Source organism: Enterobacter sp. EC_50 (genome assembly GCF_019584525.1).
GTDB lineage: Bacteria > Pseudomonadota > Gammaproteobacteria > Enterobacterales > Enterobacteriaceae > Enterobacter > Enterobacter roggenkampii.
Map to the genome: position 1 here is coordinate 1 of NZ_VDAF01000009.1, position 24,045 is coordinate 24,045.

23 protein-coding genes are annotated in these 24,045 nt (G+C 57.6%); 15 read left to right on the plus strand and 8 right to left on the minus strand.

What is annotated here, in order from left to right; genetic code table 11:
* Positions 1–289 precede the first annotated feature (289 nt).
* The 3 genes from malZ (at position 290) to FHC48_RS09135 (ending at position 6,197) form a co-directional block, all read left to right on the plus strand.
* Positions 290–2,107 carry a maltodextrin glucosidase gene (gene malZ, locus FHC48_RS09125; RefSeq protein WP_094944474.1) on the plus strand — a complete coding sequence of 606 codons (1,818 nt, stop codon included), beginning with the start codon at positions 290–292 and terminating at the stop codon, positions 2,105–2,107.
* A gap of 86 nt (positions 2,108–2,193) precedes the next feature.
* Positions 2,194–4,815: a DUF2339 domain-containing protein gene (locus tag FHC48_RS09130; protein WP_059363265.1), complete on the plus strand. Its 2,622-nt coding sequence runs from the start codon at positions 2,194–2,196 to the stop codon at positions 4,813–4,815.
* Positions 4,812–6,197 (plus strand): DUF3999 domain-containing protein, encoded by a 1,386-nt coding sequence (locus FHC48_RS09135; protein WP_059363266.1) that lies wholly within the window; start codon positions 4,812–4,814, stop codon positions 6,195–6,197. Before FHC48_RS09130 ends, FHC48_RS09135 begins: the two co-directional genes overlap by 4 nt.
* Before the next feature lie 43 nt (positions 6,198–6,240).
* Here FHC48_RS09135 and FHC48_RS09140 read toward each other — a convergent pair whose 3' ends face one another.
* Together FHC48_RS09140 and acpH are read right to left on the minus strand one after the other, a co-directional pair.
* Positions 6,241–6,843 (minus strand): peroxiredoxin, encoded by a 603-nt coding sequence (locus FHC48_RS09140; RefSeq protein WP_008503347.1) that lies wholly within the window; start codon positions 6,841–6,843, stop codon positions 6,241–6,243.
* Positions 6,844–6,970: 127 nt separating this feature from the next.
* Entirely contained in the window at positions 6,971–7,552 is a 582-nt protein-coding gene (gene acpH, locus FHC48_RS09145) for an ACP phosphodiesterase (protein WP_021241667.1), read from the minus strand.
* 92 nt (positions 7,553–7,644) lie between these two features.
* Here acpH and queA point away from each other — a divergent pair, with 92 nt between their 5' ends.
* The 7 genes from queA to FHC48_RS09180 all read left to right on the plus strand — a co-directional run bounded on the left by queA (position 7,645) and on the right by FHC48_RS09180 (position 14,310).
* Positions 7,645–8,715, plus strand: a complete 1,071-nt coding sequence (queA, locus tag FHC48_RS09150) for a tRNA preQ1(34) S-adenosylmethionine ribosyltransferase-isomerase QueA (RefSeq protein ID WP_008503345.1) — start codon at positions 7,645–7,647, stop codon at positions 8,713–8,715.
* Between the two features lie 53 nt (positions 8,716–8,768).
* Entirely contained in the window at positions 8,769–9,896 is a 1,128-nt protein-coding gene (tgt, locus tag FHC48_RS09155) for a tRNA guanosine(34) transglycosylase Tgt (RefSeq protein ID WP_003859110.1), read from the plus strand.
* A 22-nt stretch (positions 9,897–9,918) separates the two neighbouring features.
* On the plus strand, positions 9,919–10,251 hold the full coding sequence (gene yajC / locus FHC48_RS09160; RefSeq protein ID WP_000007630.1) for a preprotein translocase subunit YajC: 333 nt from the start codon (positions 9,919–9,921) through the stop codon (positions 10,249–10,251).
* 27 nt (positions 10,252–10,278) lie between these two features.
* Positions 10,279–12,126 carry a protein translocase subunit SecD gene (gene secD / locus FHC48_RS09165; protein ID WP_021241665.1) on the plus strand — a complete coding sequence of 616 codons (1,848 nt, stop codon included), beginning with the start codon at positions 10,279–10,281 and terminating at the stop codon, positions 12,124–12,126.
* Between the two features lie 10 nt (positions 12,127–12,136).
* Positions 12,137–13,108 carry a protein translocase subunit SecF gene (gene secF / locus FHC48_RS09170; RefSeq protein WP_008503342.1) on the plus strand — a complete coding sequence of 324 codons (972 nt, stop codon included), beginning with the start codon at positions 12,137–12,139 and terminating at the stop codon, positions 13,106–13,108.
* 141 nt (positions 13,109–13,249) lie between these two features.
* Positions 13,250–13,615, plus strand: a complete 366-nt coding sequence (locus FHC48_RS09175) for a VOC family protein (protein WP_055321816.1) — start codon at positions 13,250–13,252, stop codon at positions 13,613–13,615.
* 14 nt (positions 13,616–13,629) lie between these two features.
* Positions 13,630–14,310, plus strand: coding sequence for a YafY family protein (locus FHC48_RS09180; protein ID WP_008503340.1), 681 nt, complete (start codon positions 13,630–13,632; stop codon positions 14,308–14,310).
* 88 nt (positions 14,311–14,398) lie between these two features.
* On the opposite strand, the gene FHC48_RS09185 is transcribed toward FHC48_RS09180, so the two are convergent.
* Together FHC48_RS09185 and FHC48_RS09190 are read right to left on the minus strand one after the other, a co-directional pair.
* Entirely contained in the window at positions 14,399–15,283 is an 885-nt protein-coding gene (locus FHC48_RS09185; protein WP_031275068.1) for a nucleoside-specific channel-forming protein Tsx, read from the minus strand.
* Positions 15,284–15,552: 269 nt separating this feature from the next.
* Positions 15,553–16,092 carry a DUF3251 domain-containing protein gene (locus FHC48_RS09190; protein ID WP_008503338.1) on the minus strand — a complete coding sequence of 180 codons (540 nt, stop codon included), beginning with the start codon at positions 16,090–16,092 and terminating at the stop codon, positions 15,553–15,555.
* 152 nt (positions 16,093–16,244) lie between these two features.
* On the opposite strand from FHC48_RS09190, the gene nrdR reads away from it, so the two are divergent.
* From nrdR to thiL, 5 genes are all read left to right on the plus strand, one after another.
* Complete coding sequence (nrdR, locus tag FHC48_RS09195; protein ID WP_008503337.1) at positions 16,245–16,694, plus strand: transcriptional regulator NrdR; 450 nt, start codon at positions 16,245–16,247, stop codon at positions 16,692–16,694.
* Between the two features lie 4 nt (positions 16,695–16,698).
* Entirely contained in the window at positions 16,699–17,802 is a 1,104-nt protein-coding gene (gene ribD / locus FHC48_RS09200) for a bifunctional diaminohydroxyphosphoribosylaminopyrimidine deaminase/5-amino-6-(5-phosphoribosylamino)uracil reductase RibD (protein ID WP_059363267.1), read from the plus strand.
* A gap of 87 nt (positions 17,803–17,889) precedes the next feature.
* Positions 17,890–18,360: a 6,7-dimethyl-8-ribityllumazine synthase gene (ribE, locus tag FHC48_RS09205; RefSeq protein ID WP_003859098.1), complete on the plus strand. Its 471-nt coding sequence runs from the start codon at positions 17,890–17,892 to the stop codon at positions 18,358–18,360.
* 20 nt (positions 18,361–18,380) lie between these two features.
* Positions 18,381–18,800 (plus strand): transcription antitermination factor NusB, encoded by a 420-nt coding sequence (gene nusB / locus FHC48_RS09210; protein ID WP_006809908.1) that lies wholly within the window; start codon positions 18,381–18,383, stop codon positions 18,798–18,800.
* A 77-nt stretch (positions 18,801–18,877) separates the two neighbouring features.
* Positions 18,878–19,849: a thiamine-phosphate kinase gene (gene thiL, locus FHC48_RS09215; protein WP_021241664.1), complete on the plus strand. Its 972-nt coding sequence runs from the start codon at positions 18,878–18,880 to the stop codon at positions 19,847–19,849.
* A gap of 62 nt (positions 19,850–19,911) precedes the next feature.
* Here thiL and FHC48_RS09220 read toward each other — a convergent pair whose 3' ends face one another.
* From FHC48_RS09220 to xseB, 4 genes are all read right to left on the minus strand, one after another.
* Positions 19,912–20,886 carry an aldo/keto reductase gene (locus FHC48_RS09220; protein ID WP_023343484.1) on the minus strand — a complete coding sequence of 325 codons (975 nt, stop codon included), beginning with the start codon at positions 20,884–20,886 and terminating at the stop codon, positions 19,912–19,914.
* Positions 20,887–20,950: 64 nt separating this feature from the next.
* Positions 20,951–22,813 carry a 1-deoxy-D-xylulose-5-phosphate synthase gene (gene dxs, locus FHC48_RS09225; RefSeq protein WP_059363270.1) on the minus strand — a complete coding sequence of 621 codons (1,863 nt, stop codon included), beginning with the start codon at positions 22,811–22,813 and terminating at the stop codon, positions 20,951–20,953.
* Positions 22,814–22,837: 24 nt separating this feature from the next.
* Positions 22,838–23,737: a (2E,6E)-farnesyl diphosphate synthase gene (gene ispA / locus FHC48_RS09230; RefSeq protein ID WP_008503332.1), complete on the minus strand. Its 900-nt coding sequence runs from the start codon at positions 23,735–23,737 to the stop codon at positions 22,838–22,840.
* Positions 23,738–23,980, minus strand: coding sequence for an exodeoxyribonuclease VII small subunit (gene xseB, locus FHC48_RS09235; protein WP_008503331.1), 243 nt, complete (start codon positions 23,978–23,980; stop codon positions 23,738–23,740).
* Positions 23,981–24,045 lie beyond the last annotated feature (65 nt).

Below are 24,045 nucleotides of genomic sequence, written 5' to 3' on the forward strand. Positions count from 1 at the left end.
GTACCTGCATGGCAGGCACGGATAAAATCAAGGCGTTGCATAGGTCGGGTCTCAGTCCAGGGCATAGCGAGTCTCCTCTTCTATGCCAGTTATAACTGTTACCCATGTATCCGGTCTAAAGTGTTACCCATGTTTCCGGTTCATACCCTGCGCTTACCCGGCCTACACTCCCTTTTACCCCCAAAAAAACTCCTCCCCCGTCCTCCTCCCCCAATAAATCCCATCATGGTGAGCTATCCTTAACCACCCTGTGGCAAGGTGACGTCAATTTCATCAGAGGGGATTCGTGATGTTAAACGCCTGGCACCTTCCGGTTGCCCCATTTGTTAAGCAAAACAAAGACAACCTTGTGATTACGCTCTGGCTGGCGGGGGAAAACCAGCCCGATCGCGTGACGCTCCGCGCCGAAATCGATAACGAAGAGACCGGGTTGAAAATGCACAAGCTGCGCAGCCAGCCGCAGCCGGGGATCACCGCCTGGCGGGCGAATATCGACCTGAACAGCGGACAGCCGCGCCGCCGCTACAGCTTTAAGCTTTTGTGGAACAACCGTCAGCTGTGGTTTACCCCGCAGGGGTTTAGCCGTTTCCCGCCTGCACGGCTGGAGCAGTTTGCGGTCGATTATCCGGATAACGGCCCGCAGTGGGTTAACGATCAGGTCTTTTACCAGATTTTCCCGGACCGTTTTGCGCGCAGCGAAAAGCGCACTGCCGACCAGGATAAGATCTATTACCACCATGCCGCGGGCCACGACATTATCCTGAAAGCGTGGGATGAGCCGTTAACCGCGCAGGCGGGCGGCTCGACCTTCTACGGCGGCGATCTCGACGGTATCAGCGAAAAGCTGCCGTACCTGAAAAAACTGGGCGTGACGGCGCTGTACCTCAACCCGGTGTTTAAAGCCCCGAGCGTACACAAATACGATACCGAAGATTATCGCCACGTTGATGAGCAGTTTGGCGGCGACGAGGCGCTGCTGCGCTTGCGTAAGAATACTCAAAAAGAGGGGATGCGCCTGATCCTGGACGGCGTGTTCAACCACAGCGGCGATTCGCATGCGTGGTTTGATCGGCATAACCAGTCGATGGGCGGGGCATGTCATAACCCGGATTCGCCGCAGCGCGACTGGTACAGCTTTAACGAGGAGGGCCGCGCGCTGGACTGGCTGGGCTACCCGAGCCTGCCGAAGCTGGATTTCCAGTCGCCAACGCTCGTTAATGAAATCTACGGCGGCGAAGACAGCATCGTCCGACATTGGCTGAAGGCGCCGTGGAATATGGACGGCTGGCGTCTGGACGTGGTGCATATGCTCGGCGAAGCGGGCGGGGCGCGGAACAATCTTCAGCACGTCGCCGGCATAACGCGCTCGGCAAAAGCCGCACAGCCGGAAGCGTTCGTTTTTGGCGAGCACTTTGGTGACGCGCGCCAGTGGCTGCAGAATGATGCGGAAGATGCGGCGATGAACTATCGCGGCTTTACCTTCCCGCTGTGGGGATTCCTCGCCAACACCGATATCTCCTACGATCCAAATCATATCGACGCGGAAACCTGCATGGCGTGGATGGAGAACTACCGCGCCGGGCTGTCGCATCAGCAGCAGCTGCGGATGTTTAACCAGCTCGATAGCCACGATACCGCGCGTTTTAAATCCCTGCTGGGCAAGGATGTCGCGCGTCTGCCGCTGGCGGTCACCTGGCTCTTCACCTGGCCGGGCGTGCCGTGCATCTACTACGGAGACGAGGTGGGGCTGGACGGCAACAACGATCCGTTCTGCCGCAAAACCTTCCCGTGGGCACCAGAGAAACAGGACAAAGTGCTGTTCAGCCTGTATCAGCGGCTGGCGAAGCTGCGTAAGCAGAGTCTTGCCCTGCGCTACGGCGGCTGCCAGGCGGTATACGCTCATGATAACGTCGTGGTCTTTGCCCGCGTTTATAACCAGCAGCGCGTGCTGGTGGCGATTAACCGGGGCGAGGCCTGCGAAGTGGTGTTGGATGATTCACCGCTGCTGAATGTCGCTGCGTGGAAGAGTAAAGAGGGCAAGGCGACAATACAGGACGGCGTGCTGGCGCTGCCTGCAATATCCGCGACGATCTGGTTCGGCAGCTAATACGCTATTGTTTCCACCTTTTAAGATGGCGCAAATGCAACGATTTGTGTCAATCTTAACGGATCGTTTACGGTGAAGGTGGAAACATGGACGAGCTTTACATCCTTGGCTGTTTATTCCTGGTTTTTGCGCTGCTGGTTGCGCCCGTGCTTGCGGTTATCGGGTTTAATCGCAGTACGGCGGCGCAGCAGGAGATCGCCCGGCTACGCCATCGCATAGAGGCGCTTGAGCAGCGCGGCGTGCCTGAGAACGCGTCGGAACCGGTGCAGACCGCCGCGCCGGAGGCAATTACCGCGCCAGTGGTGGAGGACGCTCCCGCGCCTGTCGACCCCTGGCGACCCGATATTCCCGCAGCGGTGGCAGAACCCGCTTCTTCCCAGGCCCCGACCCCTGCGGCAAAACAGCCTTCAGCCTTTGGCGGCATCCTGACGTCGCTGGCGCGCTGGTTCATGCAGGGCAATCCGCTGGCGAAGCTGGGCATTCTGCTGCTCTTCCTCGGCCTCTCTTTCCTGCTGCGCTATACCGTCGAACATTCCCTGTTCCCGCTTGAGCTGCGCCTCGTGGCAGCGGCGCTGTTTGCCGTTGTTCTGCTGGCGATTGGGTGGCGGCTGCGGCACAGGCAGCGGGTCTATGCGCTGATCCTCCAGGGCGGGGCGACCGGCGTGCTCTACCTGACGGTGTTTGGCGCCTTCCGGCTCTGGCAAATGCTGCCGATGACGCTGGCTTTTGCGCTGCTGGTGGTGATCTGCGCGGCGAGCGTCGGGCTGGCGGTGCTGCAGAAGGCCCTGAGCCTGGCCATGCTGGCGAGCCTCGGCGGGTATCTTGCGCCACTGCTGTTGTCTACCGGGGGCGGCAGCTTTGTCGCGCTGTTCTCTTTCTATCTCCTGTTGTCTATCGGCATTCTTGCTATCAGCATCTGGCAGCACTGGCGCGAGCTGAACCTGCTCGGGCTGCTGTTCACGTTCGGCGTGGGCGGCCTGTGGGGGCTGAGTGATTACCAGCCTGAAGACTATTGGATCTGCCAGCTGTTCCTGATTGCCAATACGCTGATCTTCGGCGTGCTGAGTGTGGCGCTGTCGCTGCGGGCGCAGGAAAAAGGGAAGCAGATCGTTGACGGCGTGCTGCTGTTTGCCCCGCCGCTGATCGGCTTCGGGATGCAGTATGGCATGACCCGACACTGGGAATATGGCCCGGCGCTGAGCGCGCTGGGATACGGCGCATTTTATCTCACCCTCGCGTACCTCGCGCTGCGGCGCTATCCCTCCCTCGGACGGCCGCTGGTCATGGCAGCGCTGGCGATCGGCGGCGGGTTCGCCACGCTCGCCATTCCGCTGGCGCTGTCGGCGCGCTGGACGGCAATGGCCTGGGCGCTGGAGGGACTGGGTATTCTCTGGCTGGGCGTGCAGCAGCACCAGCGGCGCATGAGCTATAGCGGGACGGCGCTGCTGGTGCTGGCCCTCGGCAGCGCGCTGTGGGCGCAAACGGACGGCGTTACGTCGCTGAGCCTGCTCCTTATCTTCGCCATCCTCAGCCTTTGCTGGCTGGCTGCGGCCTGGCTGTGGCGGACTCTTTTTCTGCCGGTCAGCTGGGCGCTGCTGGCAGGCGGGCTGCTGTTCTGGCTGGTAGCGCAGCTGGGTGCGTCGCAGCTTGTACTCACGAAAGAATTACCGGTTCTGGCGGGCGTGCTGGCGCTGACGGCGGCGTCGGCCTGGGGCTGGCGGCAGGTGGCCGCTCAACTGGCGTGGCGAGAGCTGGACGCCAGCAAATGGCTGCTGTGGCCGGTTATGCTGCTGATGGTGGGGTATCAGATCTGGCATCAGCAGATCGTTGCCGCCGGCTGGTCAAACCTGGCCTGGTGCGTTGCGCTTCCTGCCGCGCTGATGCTGTTGCGGCGCGATGGTGAAAGGGTTCTGCCGCGTATCGCGATGGGGCTACACCTGTCGCTGTGCTGGATAATTTTACTGGCGCTGGCCGCCGAGCTTTACTGGTTTGCCCGGTCTCTGCCGTGGGGCATGGCGGCCTGGGGCAGCGGATTAGCGATGGCCGCAGGCGGCGGGGTGATTATGGCGCTCTCTGCTGCGGTACGGCGTCGCGCGTGGCCGTTCCGGGAATGGCCTGCGCTCTATGCGTGTCTGGCTCCGATCCCTGCCGTCGTGGCGCTGCTGGTATTGCTGGTGGTGACCAATTTCCAGGACGGCGTGGTCTATCGCCAGACCTGGCTCCCGCTGGTAAACCCGCTTGAGGAAGGCGCAGCGTTCGCGTTGCTGGGGCTGGTGGTCTTTTATCGGGCGGTGGACCGCTACTACCCGGCATTGCTTGCGCAAGCGCGTCCGTGGCCGACCGTCGCGCTCATGGCGTTTGGCTTCTGGTGGCTGAACGGTGCGCTGATGCGCGCCCTGGCCTGGTACGGCGACGTGGCCTGGAATATGGCATCGCTGTGGGATTCGCGGCTTATCCAGACCAGCTTTGCCCTGTTCTGGATGCTGAGTGCGCTGGTGGTCATGATCCATGCCACCCGTCGGGCTTCCCGGCAGGAGTGGCTCTGCGGGGCCGCGCTGCTGGGTGTGGTGATGGTTAAGCTGATGCTGGTGGACAGCGCGGGCGGAGGCGGTCTGGCGCGCGCGGTGGCGTTTATCGGCGTGGCGATACTGGTGCTGATCGTGGGCTATTTCTCACCGCTACCGCCAAAAACAGGAGATGAAAAATGAAATGGATGAAAGCGGTAGCGAGTACCGCGCTGCTGGCGCTTTCCGGGCCGGCGTTCTGTAACGAAGTACCAACGGAATCGCCACGGGACTACGCCTTTGGTCGTTCACTCGACACGTCCGTTCCTTCCCGGTGGTATCGAGTGATGCTGCCGCTTGCCGTCTATGAGCAGAGCACATCCGCGGATCTGCATGATGTTCGCGTCTTTAACCAGTCGGGTGAGCCGGTTCCCTTTAGCCTGATCGCCGCGACGCGCCCGCAGGCCACAGCGCAATCCACGGCGCTGCGCCTCTTTCCGCTGGATGCCTCGCCGCTCGCGGCTGCCTCAGACGCCGGTGACAGCGATAAGATCCTGCTCCGTTCCCGAAACGGCGTTGAGATTGTGCTGGAGGGGCAAAAAGCCGCCGCAGCCGGGCAACATTACCTGCTGAGCTTGCCGGAGCAGACGACGGGTGAGCTGGCCATATCCCAGCTGCAGCTGCTCTGGAATACCCCGCAGACGCCGTGGCAGGGAACGGCGTCGGTCTATTACAGCGAGGATCTTAAGCGCTGGTATACCCTTCGCGAAGATATGCCGCTGCTGGACGTCGCCAGCGGCCAGGATCGCCTTAAGCTCGATCGGATCGATATCGACACGGTTTTATCTCCCGAGGCGAATCGCTATCTCATGGTGGTGCTGAATACGCAGAGCCAGGGGGTAACGTTGACCGGCGTAAGCGCAATCAGCGCACCTGCGCAGGCGGCCCCGGAAGAGATCAATCTTGAGGGGGAAGGGGAGCAGCTATCGACAACCGAAGCGCAGTGGCGCTGGACGCGTCCGCAGCCGCTGAGCGCTGTCAGCATCTCGCTGAACGGCGATGGCGTCCTTCCCGTGGAGATCGCCTGGCGGCGTACGGAAAAAGACACATGGCATCCCCTGAAAAAAGAGGTGATTTACCGCCTGGAGGGGAAAACATCCGGACCGGTTTCGCTAAACGGGGACCTGGTGCAGGCAGTGAAAATCACGACGCTGAATGCGCGTCTGCCAGAATACCTGCCGAGCGTCACGGGGCATCGCGACCGCTATGACCTGGTGTTCAACGCGCAGGGTAAAGCGCCGTACGTGCTCGCCTGGGGCAACGGCGCCGCAAAGCCTGCACAGGTGGAACCTGACATGCTGATCCCAGCCGATCTGCGCAAGACCTATGATATGGCGAACCTGCCGCAGGCCGATATTCTGGATGATGTCGCGTTGGGCGGTGAGGGGCGGCTAAACGCCACCTCTGCAGGCGAGCGGGCGAGCTGGATGAACGCCCTGCTGGTGTGGGGCGTGCTGATCGCGGGCGTGCTCCTGCTGGCGGGCATGGCCTGGCGCATCTGGCGGGAAACGCAGCGCAAGGCATAAAAAAAGGCCCGCATAAGCGGGCCTTTCTCGTAAACCGTGCCGATTACAGGCTGGATACGTTCTCAGACAGGTATTTAGCTACGCCGTCTGGGGAAGCAGCCATACCTTCTTTACCTTTTTCCCACTGAGCCGGGCACACTTCGCCGTGCTCTTCGTGGAACTGCAGCGCGTCAACCATGCGCAGCATTTCGTCGATGTTACGACCCAGCGGCAGATCGTTCACAACCTGGTGACGAACGATGCCGTTCGCGTCGATCAGGAAGGAACCGCGCAGCGCAACGCCAGCGTCCGGATGTTCGATACCGTAAGCCTGCTGGATTTCGCGTTTGATGTCCGCAACCATTGCGTATTTCACCGCACCGATGCCGCCTTTGTCGACAGGGGTGTTACGCCATGCGTTGTGTACAAACTCAGAGTCGAAGGAGACGCCAACCACTTCTACGCCACGCTTCTGGAATTCTTCATAACGTTTGTCGAACGCGATCAGCTCAGACGGGCAAACGAAAGTGAAGTCCATTGGCCAGAAGAACAGAACGGTCGCTTTACCGTTGGTGTGCTGTTTGAAGTTGAAGTTTTCAACGATTTCACCGTTGCCCAGAACTGCTGCAGCTGTAAAATCCGGAGCCGGACGAGTTACCAGAACCATATGATTCTCCTGTAGATACTAAGGTTATTTGGAACGCAACGCGAGCCAGTATAGAGAGTGTTCATGGATAAGACAAAGAGGTGGTGACAATCGTTCCGCCAGCTTTTACCTATCAATACGAATTCTGTCAGAGCTGTTTGTTTTTCGCCTGCGCCATCATGCGCGGGTAAAACTGCCAGAAGCGGGTCTCCAGCGCATCGTAATGTTCATCCAGGTCATACCAGGAATCCCGCAGCGCATCCAGGCGCGGGCGACGGCTCGCCATCCCATTCAACACGTTCTGAATGAAATCCATCTCGCGATAGCGCTCCAGCCAGCGCTCTGACCACAGGTAGTTATTCAGATTTACAAAGCGCGGCGGCGAGTCGGGCAGAATGATCGACACCTGCTGATGGGCATAACGCACAAATTCCGGCAGGGGAAGCTCCGGCGAGAGCTGTGCCCAGTGGCGCGACAGGAAATGGTCCCACATCACATCAAGCGTGATCGGTGCGACGCGGCGCGTTTCCGGCCGAAACCACGCTTTGGCTTCCGTCACTTCCGGCAGCTTATCCGTTAGCACGTCGATGCGGCGGTGCATAAAAATCCCGTCGACAACCTCAGGGGCGTACGCTTCCGCGGGGTTGCCGCGTACGAAATCGGCCAGCAAATTGCCCGAGAGGGAGCTGTCAGCGAGGTGCGCGAGATGCAGGTGAGCGAGAAAATTCATGCGTTTTATTTGTCCGGGGGCGGCTAGTTGTTGCAGCAAAAGGGTGTGAGCACTAGACTATGCCGCCTGTTTTTAAGTCACGAGTATACGTCATGCGCGTCGCCGATTTCTCCTTTGAACTACCTGAATCCCTGATTGCTCACTATCCCATGCCTGAGCGCAGCAGCTGTCGCTTACTGTCACTGGATGGGCCAACGGGCGAGCTGACGCACGGTACTTTCACCGATTTGCTCGACAAGCTCAACCCTGGCGATCTGCTGGTCTTTAACAATACCCGCGTGATCCCGGCGCGCCTGTTCGGCCGTAAGGCCAGCGGCGGCAAGATTGAAGTGCTGGTCGAACGTATGCTCGATGATAAACGTATTCTGGCACATATTCGCGCATCCAAAGCGCCAAAGCCGGGCGCGGAGCTGCTGCTGGGCGATGACGAGAGCATCAAGGCGACCATGACCGCGCGCCACGACGCGCTGTTCGAGGTGGAGTTCAACGACGAGCGCACGGTGCTCGATATTCTGAACGCCATCGGCCACATGCCGCTGCCGCCGTACATTGAGCGTCCTGACGAAGAGGCTGACCGCGAGCTGTACCAGACCGTCTACAGCCAGAAGCCTGGCGCGGTCGCGGCCCCGACGGCAGGCCTGCACTTTGATGAACCGCTGCTGGAAAAACTGCGCGCGAAAGGCATTGAGATGGCGTTTGTAACGCTGCACGTCGGGGCGGGAACCTTCCAGCCGGTGCGCGTGGACAGCATTGAAGACCACATCATGCACTCTGAGTATGCTGAAGTGCCGCAGGATGTCGTGGACGCGGTGCTGGCGGCGAAAGCGCGCGGCAGCCGCGTCGTGGCGGTCGGTACGACGTCTGTGCGCTCGCTGGAGAGCGCCGCGCAGGCCGCGAAAAGCGAGTTGATTGAGCCGTTCTTTGGCGATACGCAGATCTTTATCTACCCGGGTTACCAGTACAAAGTGATTGACGCGCTGGTGACCAACTTCCATCTGCCTGAGTCGACGCTGATTATGCTGGTCTCCGCGTTCGCGGGGTATCAGCATACGATGAATGCCTACAAGTCTGCGGTAGAACAAAAATATCGCTTTTTTAGCTACGGGGACGCGATGTTTATCACGTACAATCCGCAGGCTTTGAATGAGCGTGTCGGGGAATAAGTCCGCGGCACCGTTTTACAACGTTGGACTGTTTTTCTGACGTCGGAGAAAAAATGAAATTTGAACTCGATACCACCGACGGTCGCGCGCGCCGCGGTCGCCTGGTGTTTGATCGCGGCGTGGTGGAAACCCCCGCGTTTATGCCTGTGGGCACGTACGGCACCGTAAAAGGGATGACGCCGGAAGAAGTTGAAGCCACTGGCGCGCAGATTATCCTCGGCAATACCTTCCACCTGTGGCTGCGTCCGGGTCAGGAGATCATGAAGCTCCACGGCGACCTGCACGACTTCATGCAGTGGAAAGGCCCTATCCTGACCGACTCCGGCGGTTTCCAGGTCTTCAGCCTGGGCGATATCCGCAAGATCACCGAGCAGGGCGTTCACTTCCGTAACCCGATCAACGGCGATCCGATTTTCCTCGATCCCGAAAAATCAATGGAGATTCAGTACGATCTCGGCTCTGACATCGTGATGATCTTCGACGAATGCACGCCGTATCCGGCCGACTGGGACTACGCCAAGCGTTCCATGGAGATGTCTCTGCGCTGGGCGAAGCGTAGCCGTGACCGTTTTGACTCCCTGCAGAACAAAAATGCGCTGTTCGGCATTATCCAGGGCAGCGTTTACGAAGATTTACGCGATATCTCTGTTAAAGGTCTGGTAGAGATAGGTTTTGATGGCTACGCTGTCGGCGGTTTGGCTGTGGGTGAGCCGAAGGAAGACATGCACCGCATTCTGGAGCACGTCTGCCCGCAAATCCCGGCGGATAAACCACGATACCTGATGGGCGTGGGCAAACCGGAAGATCTGGTTGAAGGCGTACGCCGCGGCATTGATATGTTCGACTGCGTCATGCCAACCCGCAACGCGCGTAACGGCCATCTGTTCGTTACCGATGGCGTGGTGAAAATCCGTAACGCGAAGCATAAGAGTGACACCAGCCCGCTCGATTCCGAGTGCGATTGCTATACCTGTCGCAATTATTCTCGCGCGTACCTGCATCATCTCGATCGTTGCAACGAGATTTTGGGCGCGCGTCTCAATACCATTCATAATCTTCGTTATTATCAGCGCTTAATGGCTGGTTTACGTAAGGCTATCGAAGAGGGTAAATTAGAGAGCTTCGTGACCGATTTCTACCAACGTCAGGGGCGGGATGTTCCACCGTTGAACGTTGATTAATTTTAATAATGAGGGAATTTGAATGAGCTTTTTTATTTCTGATGCGGTAGCAGCAACAGGCGCTCCAGCGCAGGGCAGCCCAATGTCTCTGATTCTGATGCTGGTTGTGTTCGGTCTGATCTTCTATTTCATGATCCTGCGCCCACAGCAGAAGCGCACCAAAGAGCACAAAAAGCTGATGGACTCCATCGCGAAAGGCGATGAAGTGCTGACCAACGGTGGTCTGGTCGGTCGCGTAACCAAAGTGGCTGAAAGTGGCTACATTGCAATCGCCCTGAACGACACCACTGAAGTGGTCATCAAACGTGACTTCGTAGCTGCCGTTCTGCCGAAAGGCACCATGAAGGCGCTGTAATCCCAACTTTTCCCAAAGGGAACTGCCGTGTTAAACCGTTATCCTTTGTGGAAGTACATCATGCTGGTCGTCGTGATTCTCGTCGGCCTGCTGTACGCGCTTCCCAACCTGTATGGTGAGGATCCGGCTGTTCAAATCACTGGCGCGCGCGGTGTCGCCGCCAGTGAGCAAACGCTGATCCAGGTCCAGAAAACGTTACAAGAAGAAAAAATTACCGCTAAGTCTGTGGCACTGGAAGAGGGCGCAATTCTTGCTCGCTTCGACACCACCGACACGCAGCTCCGCGCACGTGAAGCGCTGATGGGCGTGCTGGGTGATAAATACGTCGTGGCGCTTAACCTTGCCCCTGCAACCCCGCGTTGGCTGGCTGCGATGAATGCAGAGCCAATGAAACTCGGTCTTGACCTGCGTGGTGGCGTTCACTTCCTGATGGAAGTGGATATGGATACCGCGCTCGGCAAGCTGCAGGAACAGAATATCGACAGCCTGCGCAGCGATCTGCGTGATAAAGGCATCGCTTACACCACCGTGCGTAAAGAAGATAACTACGGCATGAGCATCACGTTCCGCGACAGCGCGGCGCGCGATCAGGCTGTAGATTACCTGACCCAACGTCACCGTGACCTGGTGATCTCCTCGCAGGGCAGCAACCAGCTGCGCGCGGTGATGACCGATGCGCGCCTGAAAGAAGCGCGTGAATATGCCGTTCAGCAGAACATCAACATTCTGCGTAACCGTGTAAACCAACTGGGCGTGGCCGAGCCGCTGGTACAGCGTCAGGGGGCTGACCGTATCGTGGTTGAACTGCCGGGTATCCAGGACACCGCGCGTGCGAAAGAGATTCTCGGTGCGACCGCAACGCTGGAATTCCGTCTGGTGAATACCAACGTTGACCAGTCTGCTGCCGCTTCTGGCCGTATTCCGGGTGACTCCGAAGTGAAACAGACCCGCGAAGGTCAGCCGGTTGTGCTGTACAAACGCGTGATTCTGACCGGTGACCACATCACCGACTCCACGTCGAGCCAGGATGAATACAACCAGCCGCAGGTTAACATCTCGCTGGATAGCGCGGGTGGTAACATCATGTCTAACTTCACCAAGGACAACATCGGTAAACCGATGGCGACCCTGTTCGTGGAGTACAAAGACAGCGGTAAGAAAGATGCAAACGGCCGTGCTGTGCTGGTGAAAGAGGAAGAGGTGATTAACATCGCCAATATCCAGTCTCGTCTGGGTAACAGCTTCCGTATTACCGGTATTAACAACCCGAACGAAGCGCGTCAGCTCTCCCTGCTGCTGCGTGCCGGTGCGCTGATAGCGCCAATTCAGATTGTTGAAGAACGTACCATTGGTCCAACTCTGGGTATGCAAAACATCCAGCAGGGCCTGGAAGCGTGTCTGGCCGGTCTGGTGGTCTCTATCCTCTTCATGATCTTCTTCTATAAGAAGTTTGGTCTGATTGCGACCTCCGCGCTGATCGCGAACCTGGTGCTGATTATCGGCATCATGTCCCTGCTGCCGGGAGCGACGCTGACCATGCCGGGGATTGCGGGTATCGTTCTGACCCTTGCGGTGGCGGTCGACGCCAACGTACTGATTAACGAACGTATCAAAGAAGAGTTGAGCAACGGTCGCTCTGTTCAGCAGGCGATTGATGAAGGTTATAAAGGCGCGTTCAGCTCTATCTTCGATGCGAACGTAACAACACTGATTAAGGTTCTTATCCTGTATGCAGTGGGTACTGGCGCGATCAAAGGCTTTGCGATTACAACCGGTATCGGTGTCGCAACGTCAATGTTTACCGCTATTGTCGGCACCCGTGCCATCGTGAACCTGCTGTACGGCGGCAAGCGCGTCAAAAAGCTGTCTATCTGAGGAGTGCGTTGTGGCACAGGAATATACTGTTGAACAATTGAACCACGGCCGTAAAGTCTGGGACTTTATGCGCTGGGACTACTGGGCCTTCGGCATTTCAGGTTTCCTGCTGATTCTGTCCATCGTCATTATGGGCGTGAAAGGCTTTAACTGGGGTCTCGATTTTACCGGTGGTACGGTAATTGAAATCTCCCTGGAAAAACCGGTTGATATGGACCAGATGCGCGAATCGCTGCAGAAAGCGGGCTTTGAAGAGCCGCTGCTGCAGAACTTCGGCAGCAGCCGCGACATCATGGTGCGTATGCCGCCGGTGCACGATGCCAACGGCAGCCAGGAGCTGGGCAGTAAGGTTGTTAGCGTGATTAACGAAACAACCAGCCAGAACGCGGCGGTTAAGCGTATTGAGTTCGTCGGCCCAAGCGTGGGTGCTGACCTGGCGCAGACCGGTGCGATGGCGCTGCTGGTGGCGCTGATCTCCATCCTGGTGTACGTCGGTTTCCGCTTTGAGTGGCGACTGGCGGCCGGTGTGGTTATCGCTCTGGCGCACGACGTGGTGATCACCATGGGCATACTGTCGCTGTTCCACATTGAGATTGACCTGACGATTGTGGCATCCCTGATGTCCGTCATCGGTTACTCACTGAACGACAGTATCGTGGTATCTGACCGTATCCGTGAAAACTTCCGTAAGATCCGTCGCGGTACGCCGTACGAAATCTTTAACGTGTCGTTGACCCAGACGCTGCACCGTACCTTGATCACCTCCGGTACCACCCTGATGGTGATCCTGATGCTGTTCCTGTTCGGTGGTCCGGTTCTGGAAGGCTTCTCGCTGACCATGTTGATTGGTGTCACCATCGGTACGGCGTCGTCTATCTACGTTGCCTCCGCCCTGGCACTGAAACTCGGCATGAAGCGCGAGCACCTGCTCCAGCAGAAAGTCGAAAAAGAAGGGGCGGATCAGCCGTCCATTCTGCCGTAAGGCGACGTTTACTGCGTATCAAAATCCCGGTCGGTTGACCGGGATTTTTTTTATCTTCTCCTGACAAACACTCCTGACAGTATGCTGTCAGGAGCCCTGTCGTAGACTCCTTCTGAACCCAAACAACAGGCAGGAGGATGTATGAAAAGCGTCATTAACTGGTTTGAAATTCCGGTCTCGGATATGGATCGCGCCATCAAATTTTATGAGCCGGTGATGCAGCTTGCGCTGCGTCGCGAGAAAATGGACTGTGCGGAGCTGGCGGTTTTCCCGCATGAGGATCCCGCCACCGGAGGCGCACTGGCAAAATTTGACGGCGTTACACCGGCTTTGCAGGGCGCTATTATTTACCTGCATACGGACAATCTGGCGGCAACGCTCGATCGCATCGCCTCTGCGGGCGGCGAGTGCGTGTTTGGCCCGCTGGAACTGCCGCATGGCATTGGCACTATCGCCTTGTTTACCGACAGCGAGGGTAACCGCGTCGGCCTCCATCAACCTGCGTGAGAGCGAACTAAGAAATGACCCGACGCGCTGACCGTTTGTTTCAGATTGTGCAGATCCTGCGGGGCAGGCGTCTGACAACGGCAGCGCATCTGGCGGACCGGCTTGGCGTGTCCGAGCGCACGGTCTACCGCGATATCCGCGACCTGTCGCTTTCCGGCGTGCCGGTGGAAGGTGAGGCGGGGAGCGGATATCGGCTCATGTCGGGCTTTGACCTGCCGCCGCTGATGCTGACAAATAAGGAGTCCGAGGCGCTGATCGTCGCGATTCGCCTGCTCAAAACCTGGGGAGGGGAATCGCTGTCGCGCGAGCTGGAGTCGGCTCAGGAAAAGGTGCTGGCGATTCTGCCTGAGGAGAGCCGTCGAAAGGCGGAGCAGACGCGGATCTACGCCCCGGATTTTTGCATGCAAAGCCACTCCCGCAGCGATTTTGACAGGATCCATCAGGCAATTTCCGCCCAGCAGGTGCTGGCGCTGCATTACCGTGATGAAGCAGGACAGCTGTCTAAACGTGAGGTTCAGCCGCTGGGGCTGTTCTTCTGGGGAGAGCGCTGGCTGCTGGCGGCGTGGTGTGAACGGCGCGATGACTATCGCTGTTTCCGGCTCGACAGATGCCTCAATATTGTGGCTACGGAAAGGCGGTTTAGCGAAAGTGCGGACAGGTCTTTGGCGGATTTTTTGCGCAAGGTGAGGCAGTAAAAAGCCGGGTGGCGGCTACGCCTTACCCGGCCTACATTTGGGTCTTAGGCCCGGTAAGCGTAGCGCCACCGGGCGAAACCCGCACTGATTAGAAGTTGTAACCTACAACCAGGTAACCACCCCAACCGGTAGATCGGACGCTGAAGTCGCCGTTGCCGAAGTTCAGGCTGGCGTCGTCGTTCCACTGACCACCGTTGTGCCAGTAACGTGCCACAACAGAGTAGTGCCAGTGATCGTAGTTCAGCGCCAGAATGTGGCTGGAGGCGATGGAGTTATTGGTACGCGCTTTCTTACCGTTCAGGTCACGGAAATCGTTGTCACCCAGGTCTGAGCCCCAGTCAAAGTTGGTGAAGCCGATATAGCTCAGGTTACCGCCCCACAGCTGGGTAATTGGCACAAAGTATTTCACTTTGAAACGGTAGCCATCCCACTCGTTTTCGTTCGCGGCACCGTAGTTCTGCCACTGATACTTAGCGTACACGTTCAGAGACAGGCTCATTGGCAGACCGGTGTCGATGTCCGTACCCAGACCCATGTACCAGGTGCTTTGTTCCTGAGAATCGTTGCGGCCCATGTCGTAAATGTAGTTATTCGCGAAGTACCACTCTTTGAACGGCCCGAAGCTTAGGTCGGTGCCGGTCAGCTTATCGATAGAGAAGCGTGGTTCGATTTCCATAAACAGCGGAGAGCCGTTGTTCCAGATACCTTTCGCATCGGTGTTACCACCAAAGAATACTGGCAGATCGACGTAGCCGTAGAAATCAAACCAGTCTTTCTTGGCGAACGCTTCATATTCCAGGTAGGTATCGTTACGAATCTGAGGTCCGAAACGCGTGTGGTAGCTGCCGACCACGTTAACGCTCTGGTGCCACCAGTCGGAGAGGTATTGTGGTTTGTCGTTTTCCGCTGCGTTAACAGTGAAAGAAGAGGACAGTGCCAGCACGGCGCCAGCTGCGAGTAATGTTTTTTTCATAATCATGCCACTGATTGAAATTCCCTTCCGGGAGTGAAAAATGCGCGAATTGCGTTTCTAAATATTTCGTGTTTCTGCGGTGCCTATTATAGGAATCCCTGCTCACAAAAATATGTGTTGTTTCACATATCTCTCATACGCGTAATCGATTGCGTTCACGTTTGCGTACTTTAAACGGCCGGGATTGTAGCGGCAATCATTTATGTTGCCAATCCATACGAAATGTAAATGTTAGCGGAGTGACATTTCACTCCGCTAAAAAAAGAGGATTACTGCGCGGCGGGTTGAATGTCGTGAATGCGGATAAAGCCTAACTGTTCCGGCGTAAGGCCGCTTAACTGAAGCGGAATATCCACATCACTGGGTGCTAAAACACTGGCCGGGGCGGTGAAGAGCTGATTCTTCACGTTCACCTCCTGGTAGTTCTCCGTGGTGCCCTGGATCTGGCCCCACTCGACGGTGCCGCTGAAGGCCGGAAGCGGATCGTTGGACTCTCCCTTGATGCGTAATGTTGCGCGAGTACCATCGGCATTCGCCGCCACATTCACCAGAGACATTTTTAGCGTGCCAATCTGGCTGTTCAGCAGGGCAGGCGTATTCGCCCCCGGCAGCAGGTATACCCCGCTGGTAGATTTCGCGTTCAGCGCGTTTTGCTGGGTGATCTTCACCGTTTCTTTGTTTAGCTTGTCCATCGCCGTATTGAGCGTATTGACGCTCTGTTTCATCTGACGGACTTCGGTTTGCTGTGCACAGGCGCTAAGGGTGAAGAGGCTCCCCACCAGCAATATTTTCAGGTAACGTCTTGTCATTGCGTTTATTTCCTTGAAATAACGGATCGTCCTAATGGTAGCCAGCATCATTGTGTCAGACATAGATCCTTTTTCTCAAAAAGCTCTTCCTTTGTTGTCAGGCCAGTTCAGGGTAAAATGAAAATCAGTTAACCAGATAACAGGGATACCGTATGCATTGCCCATTCTGCTCCGCTGTGGATACCAAAGTCATCGACTCTCGCCTTGTGGGCGAAGGGTCTTCAGTGCGCCGTCGTCGGCAGTGTCTGGTGTGTAACGAGCGTTTCACGACCTTTGAGGTGGCAGAGCTGGTCATGCCGCGCGTGGTTAAAAGTAACGACGTGCGTGAGCCGTTTAACGAAGAGAAACTGCGCAGCGGAATGCTGAAGGCCCTTGAAAAGCGTCCCGTCAGCGCGGACGACGTGGAGATGGCGTTAAACCACATAAAATCTTACCTTCGTGGTTTGGGTGAGCGTGAAGTGCCCAGCAAGATGATTGGCAACCTGGTGATGGAGCAGCTGAAAAAGCTCGATAAGGTCGCCTATATCCGCTTCGCCTCGGTCTACCGCAGCTTCGAAGATATCAAAGAGTTTGGCGAAGAGATCGCCCGCTTACAGGATTAAGCTCATGCACGATGAGATGTACATGGCGCGAGCCATGAAGCAGGCGCAGCGCGGTCGTTTTACGACCCATCCCAACCCGAACGTCGGGTGCGTTATCGTGAAAGATGGCGAGATCGTGGGGGAGGGCTTTCACTATCGTGCAGGCGAGCCGCATGCTGAGGTTCATGCTCTGCGCATGGCCGGCGAGAAGGCGCGCGGTGCGACGGCCTACGTTACGCTGGAGCCCTGCAGCCATCACGGGCGTACGCCACCGTGCTGCGACGCGCTGATTGCCGCGGGGGTGTCGCGCGTGGTTGCATCGATGCAGGACCCGAATCCGCAGGTGGCGGGACGAGGTCTGTATCGTCTGCAGCAGGAAGGCATTGACGTCAGCCATGGCCTGATGATGCAGGACGCGGAAGCGCTCAACAAAGGTTTCCTGAAGCGCATGCGTACCGGGTTCCCGTATATCCAGCTTAAGCTGGGTGCCTCGCTGGACGGTCGTACGGCGATGGCAAACGGCGAGAGCCAGTGGATCACGTCGCCGCAGGCAAGGCGCGATGTGCAACGTCTGCGTGCGCAAAGCCATGCTATTCTCACCAGCAGTGAAACCGTTCTGGCTGACGATCCGGCCATGACCGTGCGCTGGGACGAGCTGAATGCCGATACCCAGGCTCTGTATCCGCAGGAGAACCTGCGTCAGCCGCTGCGTATTGTCATTGATAGCCAGAACCGCGTGACGCCGGAGCACCGCATCGTCCAGCAGCCAGGGGAAACCTGGATTGCGCGCACCAAAGAAGATACGCGCGCATGGCCGGAAGGCGTACGCAGCATTACGGTGCCGGAACATAACGGGCATCTGGATCTGGTGGTGCTGATGATGCTGCTCGGCAAGCAGCAGGTGAACAGCATCTGGGTGGAAGCGGGCCCGACGCTTGCCGGCGCGCTGCTTCAGGCGGGGCTGGTGGATGAGCTGCTTGTTTACGTTGCGCCTAAACTGTTGGGCAGTGACGCGCGCGGCCTGTTTGTGCTGCCCGGCCTTGAAAAACTGGCCGATGCACCACAACTCAAATTTAGCGAGATTCGTCCGGTGGGTCCGGATGTCTGCCTCCACTTAACGACAGCGTAATTGCTCCCGAAATAGGGAAGCAGTGCGCAAAGTATTATGATAAAATCCGCCCCCCTGCGGGGCCAAATGAACCCGTAAAGGAAGAGTATGAACATTATTGAAGCTGCTGTAGCTACCCCGGACGCTCGCGTCGCCATCACCATTGCGCGTTTCAACAACTTCATCAACGATAGCCTGCTGGAAGGTGCGGTTGACGCCCTGAAACGTATCGGCCAGGTTAAAGATGACAACATTACCGTTGTTTGGGTTCCAGGCGCTTACGAACTGCCACTGGCGGCGGGCGCGCTGGCGAAAACCGGTAAATATGACGCGGTGATTGCGCTGGGTACCGTTATTCGTGGCGGCACTGCGCACTTCGAATACGTTGCGGGCGGTGCAAGCAACGGTCTGGCACACGTTGCGCAGGATGCTGAAATTCCTGTCGCGTTCGGCGTGCTGACCACCGAAAGTATTGAACAAGCCATCGAGCGTGCTGGCACCAAAGCCGGTAACAAAGGTGCAGAAGCTGCACTGACCGCGCTTGAAATGATCAATGTATTGAAAGCCATCAAGGCCTGATTTTTTGTAAGGGGAATTCCGTGAAACCTGCTGCTCGTCGCCGCGCCCGTGAATGTGCCGTCCAGGCACTTTACTCCTGGCAGTTGTCCCAGAACGACATCGCTGATGTTGAATACCAGTTCCTGTCAGAACAGGACGTGAAAGACGTTGACGTTCTGTACTTCCGTGAACTGCTGTCGGGAGTGGCGACTAATAGCGCGTATCTCGATGGTCTGATGAAACCTTACCTGTCCCGTCTGCTCGAAGAGCTGGGTCAGGTAGAAAAAGCAGTGTTGCGCATTGCGCTGTTTGAGCTGTCTAAACGTGATGATGTGCCGTACAAAGTGGCCATCAACGAAGCGATCGAACTGGCGAAAACCTTCGGCGCTGAAGACAGCCACAAGTTTGTAAACGGCGTACTTGATAAAGCAGCACCTGCGATCCGTCCCCACAAAAAGTGATCCGCAAACCGGAGTTCTGCATTGCCTGACGGGCAGTGCGGCTCCGGTTTTTTCTTTTATTTGCTGAGGCATAACGTATGGCATGCGGCGAATTTTCCCTGATTGCCCGTTATTTCGACCGTGTCAGAACCTCTCGTCTTGATGTTGAAACCGGCATCGGCGATGACTGTGCACTTCTCAATATTCCCGAAAAACAGACGCTGGCAATCAGCACCGACACCTTAGTGTGCGGACGTCATTTTTTACCGGATATCGATCCTGCCGATCTGGCGTATAAGGCGCTGGCGGTTAACGTCAGCGATCTGGCGGCGATGGGGGCCGATCCCGCGTGGTTAACCCTGGCGCTGACGCTGCCTGAGGTAGACGAAGCCTGGCTTGAAGCATTCAGCGATGCGCTGTTTGAGCAGCTTAACTACTACGATATGCAGCTGATTGGCGGTGATACCACTGCCGGGCCGCTGTCGATGACGCTGGCGATCCACGGCTATGTACCGCTTGGTCGCGCGCTGAAGCGTTCGGGTGCAAAACCCGGTGACTGGATCTACGTGACCGGTACACCGGGCGACAGCGCCGCGGGCCTGGCGATTCTTCAGGATCGCTTAACCGTGAAGAACGCTGACGATGCGGCGTATCTGGTGAAACGCCATCTGCGCCCGACGCCGCGTATTCTGCACGGTCAGGCGCTGCGCGAGCGCGCAAGCTCGGCTATCGATCTCTCTGACGGGCTGATCTCAGATCTTGGCCATATTCTGAAGGCCAGCGGTGTCGGCGCGCGCGTTGACCTGGATCTGTTCCCGCTGTCAGAGGAACTGCTTCGTCATGTTGAACCTGAGCAGGCGCTGCGCTGGGCGCTGTCCGGTGGTGAAGATTATGAACTGTGCTTTACCGTTCCGGAGCTGAACCGTGGAACGCTCGACGTGGCGTTAGCGCATCTTGGCGCGAAATTCACCTGTATCGGGCAGATCATGCCGGAGAGTGAAGGGCTGAAGTTTGTGAAAGACGGTGCGCCGGTTACGCTGGACTGGAAAGGGTACGATCACTTCGCGTGAGTTTGTACGCTCTGTATTGCCGGGTGGCGGCTCCGCCTTACCCGGCCTACAAAAGATGGGGCTTATTTAAACCCCACCACCGGATGCTGCTGATACGGCGTCTCCAGCTCGGCAACCTGTTCGGGCGTCAGCGTGATATCCACCGCGTTTAACAGTTCGTCCAACTGCTCTTCCCGGGACGTGCCGATAATGGGAGCCGCGACGCCGCGTTTACCCAGCAGCCATGCCAGCGCTACCTGGGCGCGGGTTGCGCCGGTATCGTCGGCAATGCCGGCCAGGCGTTCGGCAATCAGTGCATCGCTGGCCTCTGTTCCTTCATAAAGATTTTTTCCCACTTCATCCGAGACCAGACGGGCCGTAGTTTCGCCCCACGGACGGGTCAGGCGACCGCGCGCGAGCGGGCTCCACGGGATGACCGCCACGCCCTCCTGATGGCACAGCGGCAACATCTCACGCTCTTCTTCACGATAGATCAGATTGTAGTGATCCTGCATGGTGACAAAGCGCGCCCAGCCGTGCTGCGCCTGCAGATCCAGCGCCTGAGCGAACTGCGACGCGTGCATCGACGATGCGCCGATGTAGCGTGCTTTACCGGCTTTGACGACGTCGTTGAGCGCCTCAAGCGTCTCCTCGATCGGCGTGTTGTAATCCCAGCGGTGAATTTGCAGCAGGTCGACGTAATCCATGTTCAGGCGCCTGAGGCTGTCGTCAATGGAACGCAGGATCTGCGCGCGAGAAAGGCCCTGCGGCAGGTCGCCCACCGGGTAGTACACCTTGGTGGCAACGACGATGTCATCCCGACGGGCAAAATCGCGCAGGGCGCGGCCGACAATCTCCTCGCTGCTGCCGTCGGAGTAGCTGTTGGCGGTGTCAAAGAAGTTAATGCCGCCCTCGATGGCGCGTTTGATGATCGGACGGCTGCTCTCTTCCGGCAGCGTCCAGGCGTGGTTCCCCCGATCGGGCTCGCCAAAGGTCATGCATCCCAGACAAAGTCGGGAAACCTTAAGGTCCGTTTTTCCTAATGTTGTGTATTGCACGGTTCCGCTCCTGCTGTTTAAACAATACGTTTAAGCATAGCAGGAGCGGAAAAGGGGGGAGGGATCAGTCCAGCCAGGCGCGGATTTTAGCTTCGATACCGGCAGCGTCCAGGCCAATCGCCGCGCGGGCTTCGTCCTGGGTACCTTGCGGGATGAAGTAGTCCGGCAGGCCGAGGTTCAGTACCGGAACGGCTTTACGGTTTGCCATCAGCACCTCGTTCACGCCGCTGCCCGCACCGCCCATAATCGCGTTCTCTTCCAGCGTGACCAGCACGTCGTGCGCCTCAGCCATACTCAGGATCAGGGATTCGTCGAGCGGCTTCACAAAGCGCATATCCACGAGGGTAGCATTCAGCGTTTCAGCTACTTTCGCCGCCTCTGGCATCAGCGTGCCGAAGTTCAGGATCGCCACTTTCTCACCGCGACGTTTAACCAGACCTTTACCGATCGCCAGCTTCTCCAGCGGCTGCAGCTCAACGCCCACCGCATTGCCGCGCGGATAGCGAACGGCGCTTGGTCCATCCTGATAATGGTAGCCGGTAAACAGCATCTGCCGACATTCGTTCTCGTCGCTTGGCGTCATGATCACCATATCCGGAACGCAGCGCAGGAACGACAGGTCAAACGCGCCCTGGTGCGTCTGGCCGTCGGCACCGACGATGCCCGCACGATCGATAGCAAACAGCACCGGCAGCTTCTGGATCGCCACGTCGTGGATCACCTGATCGTAGGCGCGCTGCAGGAAAGTGGAATAGATAGCGACAACCGGTTTGTAGCCGCCGATCGCCAGACCCGCTGCAAATGTCACCGCGTGCTGCTCGGCAATGGCCACGTCGAAATACTGGTCAGGGTATTTTTTAGAGAACTCTACCATGCCGGAGCCTTCGCGCATGGCCGGGGTGATCGCCATCAGCTTGTTGTCTTTTGCGGCGGTTTCGCACAGCCAGTCGCCGAAGATTTTTGAATAGCTCGGCATGCCGCCGCTGCTTTTCGGCAGACAGCCGCTGGACGGGTCAAATTTCGGTACCGCGTGGAAGGTAATCGGATCTTTTTCCGCTGGTTCGTAGCCACGCCCTTTTTTGGTCATGATGTGCAGGAACTGCGGGCCTTTCAGGTCGCGCATGTTCTTGAGCGTGGTGACCAGCCCCAGTACGTCGTGGCCGTCAACCGGGCCAATATAGTTAAAGCCCAGCTCCTCAAACAGGGTACCCGGCACGACCATGCCTTTGATGTGCTCTTCGGTACGCTTAAGCAGCTCTTTGATCGGCGGTACGCCGGAGAAGACTTTTTTACCGCCTTCACGCAGCGAGGAGTAAAGCTTGCCGGAAAGCAGCTGCGCCAGATGGTTGTTCAGCGCGCCAACGTTCTCGGAAATCGACATTTCGTTATCGTTGAGGATAACCAGCATGTCCGGCTTGATGTCGCCCGCATGGTTCATGGCTTCGAAGGCCATACCCGCGGTGAGGGCACCGTCGCCAATCACGCAGACGGTGCGGCGCTGCTTGTTCTCTTTCTCGGCGGCGACGGCAATACCGATGCCCGCAGAAATGGAAGTGGAGGAATGGCCGACGCTCAGCACGTCATACTCGCTCTCACCGCGCCACGGGAACGGATGCAGGCCACCTTTCTGACGAATAGTGCCAATTTTATCGCGACGTCCGGTCAGAATTTTGTGCGGATAGGCCTGGTGGCCCACGTCCCAGATGAGCTGATCGAACGGCGTGTTATAGACGTAGTGCAGCGCCACGGTCAGCTCTACCGTGCCAAGCCCGGAGGCGAAATGGCCGCTGGAGCGGCTTACGCTGTCGAGCAGGTAGCGACGCAGCTCGTCGCACAGCTTCGGCAGGCTCTCTTTCGGCAACAGACGTAACTCCTGGGTGGAGTCAACTAACGCCAGTGTCGGGTATTTGGCAATATCAAAACTCATCAAAGGCTCATCGAGATATATAGTTTATTTATCACGCTGGATTATATAGTCCGCTAGCGCTTCCAGTGCCGAGGTATCCAGCGATTGCGCAGCCAGTTCATTCAGCGACTGGCGGGCATCGTCAATCAGATCCCGGGCTTTACGTTGGGCTTGCTCAAGACCCAGCAGGGCGGGGTAGGTACTTTTGCCAAGCTGCTGGTCCGCACCCTGACGTTTACCCAATGTTGCAGTATCGCCCACCACATCCAGAATGTCATCCTGAACCTGGAATGCCAGACCGATACTTTCTGCGTATCTGTCCAGAATCGGCAGGGCTTTGCGCCCTTGCTCACCCGCGCTCAGCGCGCCCAGGCGAACGGCGGAACGAATCAATGCCCCGGTTTTATGGCGATGAATACGCTCCAGCTGTTCCAGATTAACCTGACGTCCTTCCGCTTCAAGATCCAGCGCCTGACCGCCGCACATGCCGGCCACGCCGCTGGCCATGGCCAGTTCGGAAATCATAGCCAGACGGTCACGGTCAGCCACTTCGGCCATTGGCGCGTCGCTCAGAATCGAGAACGCCAGCGTCTGCAGGGCATCACCCGCCAGAATGGCATTCGCCTCGCCAAACTTGATGTGGCAGGTGGGTTGACCCCGACGCAAATCGTCGTCGTCCATCGCCGGGAGATCGTCGTGGATCAGCGAGTAGGCATGGATGCACTCAACGGCGGCTGCCGGGGCGTCCAGCGTGTTATCGCTGATGCCAAACATGTTGCCGGTGGCGTACACCAGGAACGGGCGCAGGCGCTTTCCACCCAAGAGTGCGCCATAGTGCATGGCTTCAACCAGAGGAGTGTTCTGAAAAGGCTGTGGCGCAATAAATCGGCGCAGGGCGTCGTTGGCACGCACGACGCGCGCCTGAAGCTCGTTGGCAAAATCCATTTACTCGGCGTCCGGTGTGAAAGGCGTAGTTTTCGCGTCTTCGCTGTCGGAAAGCAGGATCTGCACGCGCTGCTCGGCCTGCTGCAGTTTGACCTGCCCCTGGCGCGCCAGCTGCACGCCGCGCTCGAATTCGTTGAGCGCCTCTTCCAGCGGGAGATCGCCGCTCTCAAGACGGGTAACGATTTGCTCCAGTTCACTCAGCGCAGTTTCGAAACTGGCCGGTGCGTCGTTCTTCTTCGGCATAGTGAATTGACTCTTATATTCTCAGCCCCGACATGGTAACGGACTCAGGGCAATTATCAAATAAC

What these genes read in the sequence shown, in the direction of transcription:
- acpH (WP_021241667.1), bottom strand. Translation starts at nt 7,552, where the DNA reads ATGAATTTTCTCGCTCACCTGCATCTCGCGCACCTCGCTGACAGCTCC.
- FHC48_RS09135 (WP_059363266.1), top strand. Translation starts at nt 4,812, where the DNA reads ATGAAATGGATGAAAGCGGTAGCGAGTACCGCGCTGCTGGCGCTTTCC.
- xseB (WP_008503331.1), bottom strand. Translation starts at nt 23,980, where the DNA reads ATGCCGAAGAAGAACGACGCACCGGCCAGTTTCGAAACTGCGCTGAGT.
- queA (WP_008503345.1), top strand. Translation starts at nt 7,645, where the DNA reads ATGCGCGTCGCCGATTTCTCCTTTGAACTACCTGAATCCCTGATTGCT.
- FHC48_RS09185 (WP_031275068.1), bottom strand. Translation starts at nt 15,283, where the DNA reads ATGAAAAAAACATTACTCGCAGCTGGCGCCGTGCTGGCACTGTCCTCT.
- malZ (WP_094944474.1), top strand. Translation starts at nt 290, where the DNA reads ATGTTAAACGCCTGGCACCTTCCGGTTGCCCCATTTGTTAAGCAAAAC.
- thiL (WP_021241664.1), top strand. Translation starts at nt 18,878, where the DNA reads ATGGCATGCGGCGAATTTTCCCTGATTGCCCGTTATTTCGACCGTGTC.
- nrdR (WP_008503337.1), top strand. Translation starts at nt 16,245, where the DNA reads ATGCATTGCCCATTCTGCTCCGCTGTGGATACCAAAGTCATCGACTCT.
- tgt (WP_003859110.1), top strand. Translation starts at nt 8,769, where the DNA reads ATGAAATTTGAACTCGATACCACCGACGGTCGCGCGCGCCGCGGTCGC.
- FHC48_RS09190 (WP_008503338.1), bottom strand. Translation starts at nt 16,092, where the DNA reads ATGACAAGACGTTACCTGAAAATATTGCTGGTGGGGAGCCTCTTCACC.
- FHC48_RS09175 (WP_055321816.1), top strand. Translation starts at nt 13,250, where the DNA reads ATGAAAAGCGTCATTAACTGGTTTGAAATTCCGGTCTCGGATATGGAT.
- FHC48_RS09130 (WP_059363265.1), top strand. Translation starts at nt 2,194, where the DNA reads ATGGACGAGCTTTACATCCTTGGCTGTTTATTCCTGGTTTTTGCGCTG.
- dxs (WP_059363270.1), bottom strand. Translation starts at nt 22,813, where the DNA reads ATGAGTTTTGATATTGCCAAATACCCGACACTGGCGTTAGTTGACTCC.
- yajC (WP_000007630.1), top strand. Translation starts at nt 9,919, where the DNA reads ATGAGCTTTTTTATTTCTGATGCGGTAGCAGCAACAGGCGCTCCAGCG.
- ribD (WP_059363267.1), top strand. Translation starts at nt 16,699, where the DNA reads ATGCACGATGAGATGTACATGGCGCGAGCCATGAAGCAGGCGCAGCGC.
- FHC48_RS09140 (WP_008503347.1), bottom strand. Translation starts at nt 6,843, where the DNA reads ATGGTTCTGGTAACTCGTCCGGCTCCGGATTTTACAGCTGCAGCAGTT.
- FHC48_RS09180 (WP_008503340.1), top strand. Translation starts at nt 13,630, where the DNA reads ATGACCCGACGCGCTGACCGTTTGTTTCAGATTGTGCAGATCCTGCGG.
- ispA (WP_008503332.1), bottom strand. Translation starts at nt 23,737, where the DNA reads ATGGATTTTGCCAACGAGCTTCAGGCGCGCGTCGTGCGTGCCAACGAC.
- ribE (WP_003859098.1), top strand. Translation starts at nt 17,890, where the DNA reads ATGAACATTATTGAAGCTGCTGTAGCTACCCCGGACGCTCGCGTCGCC.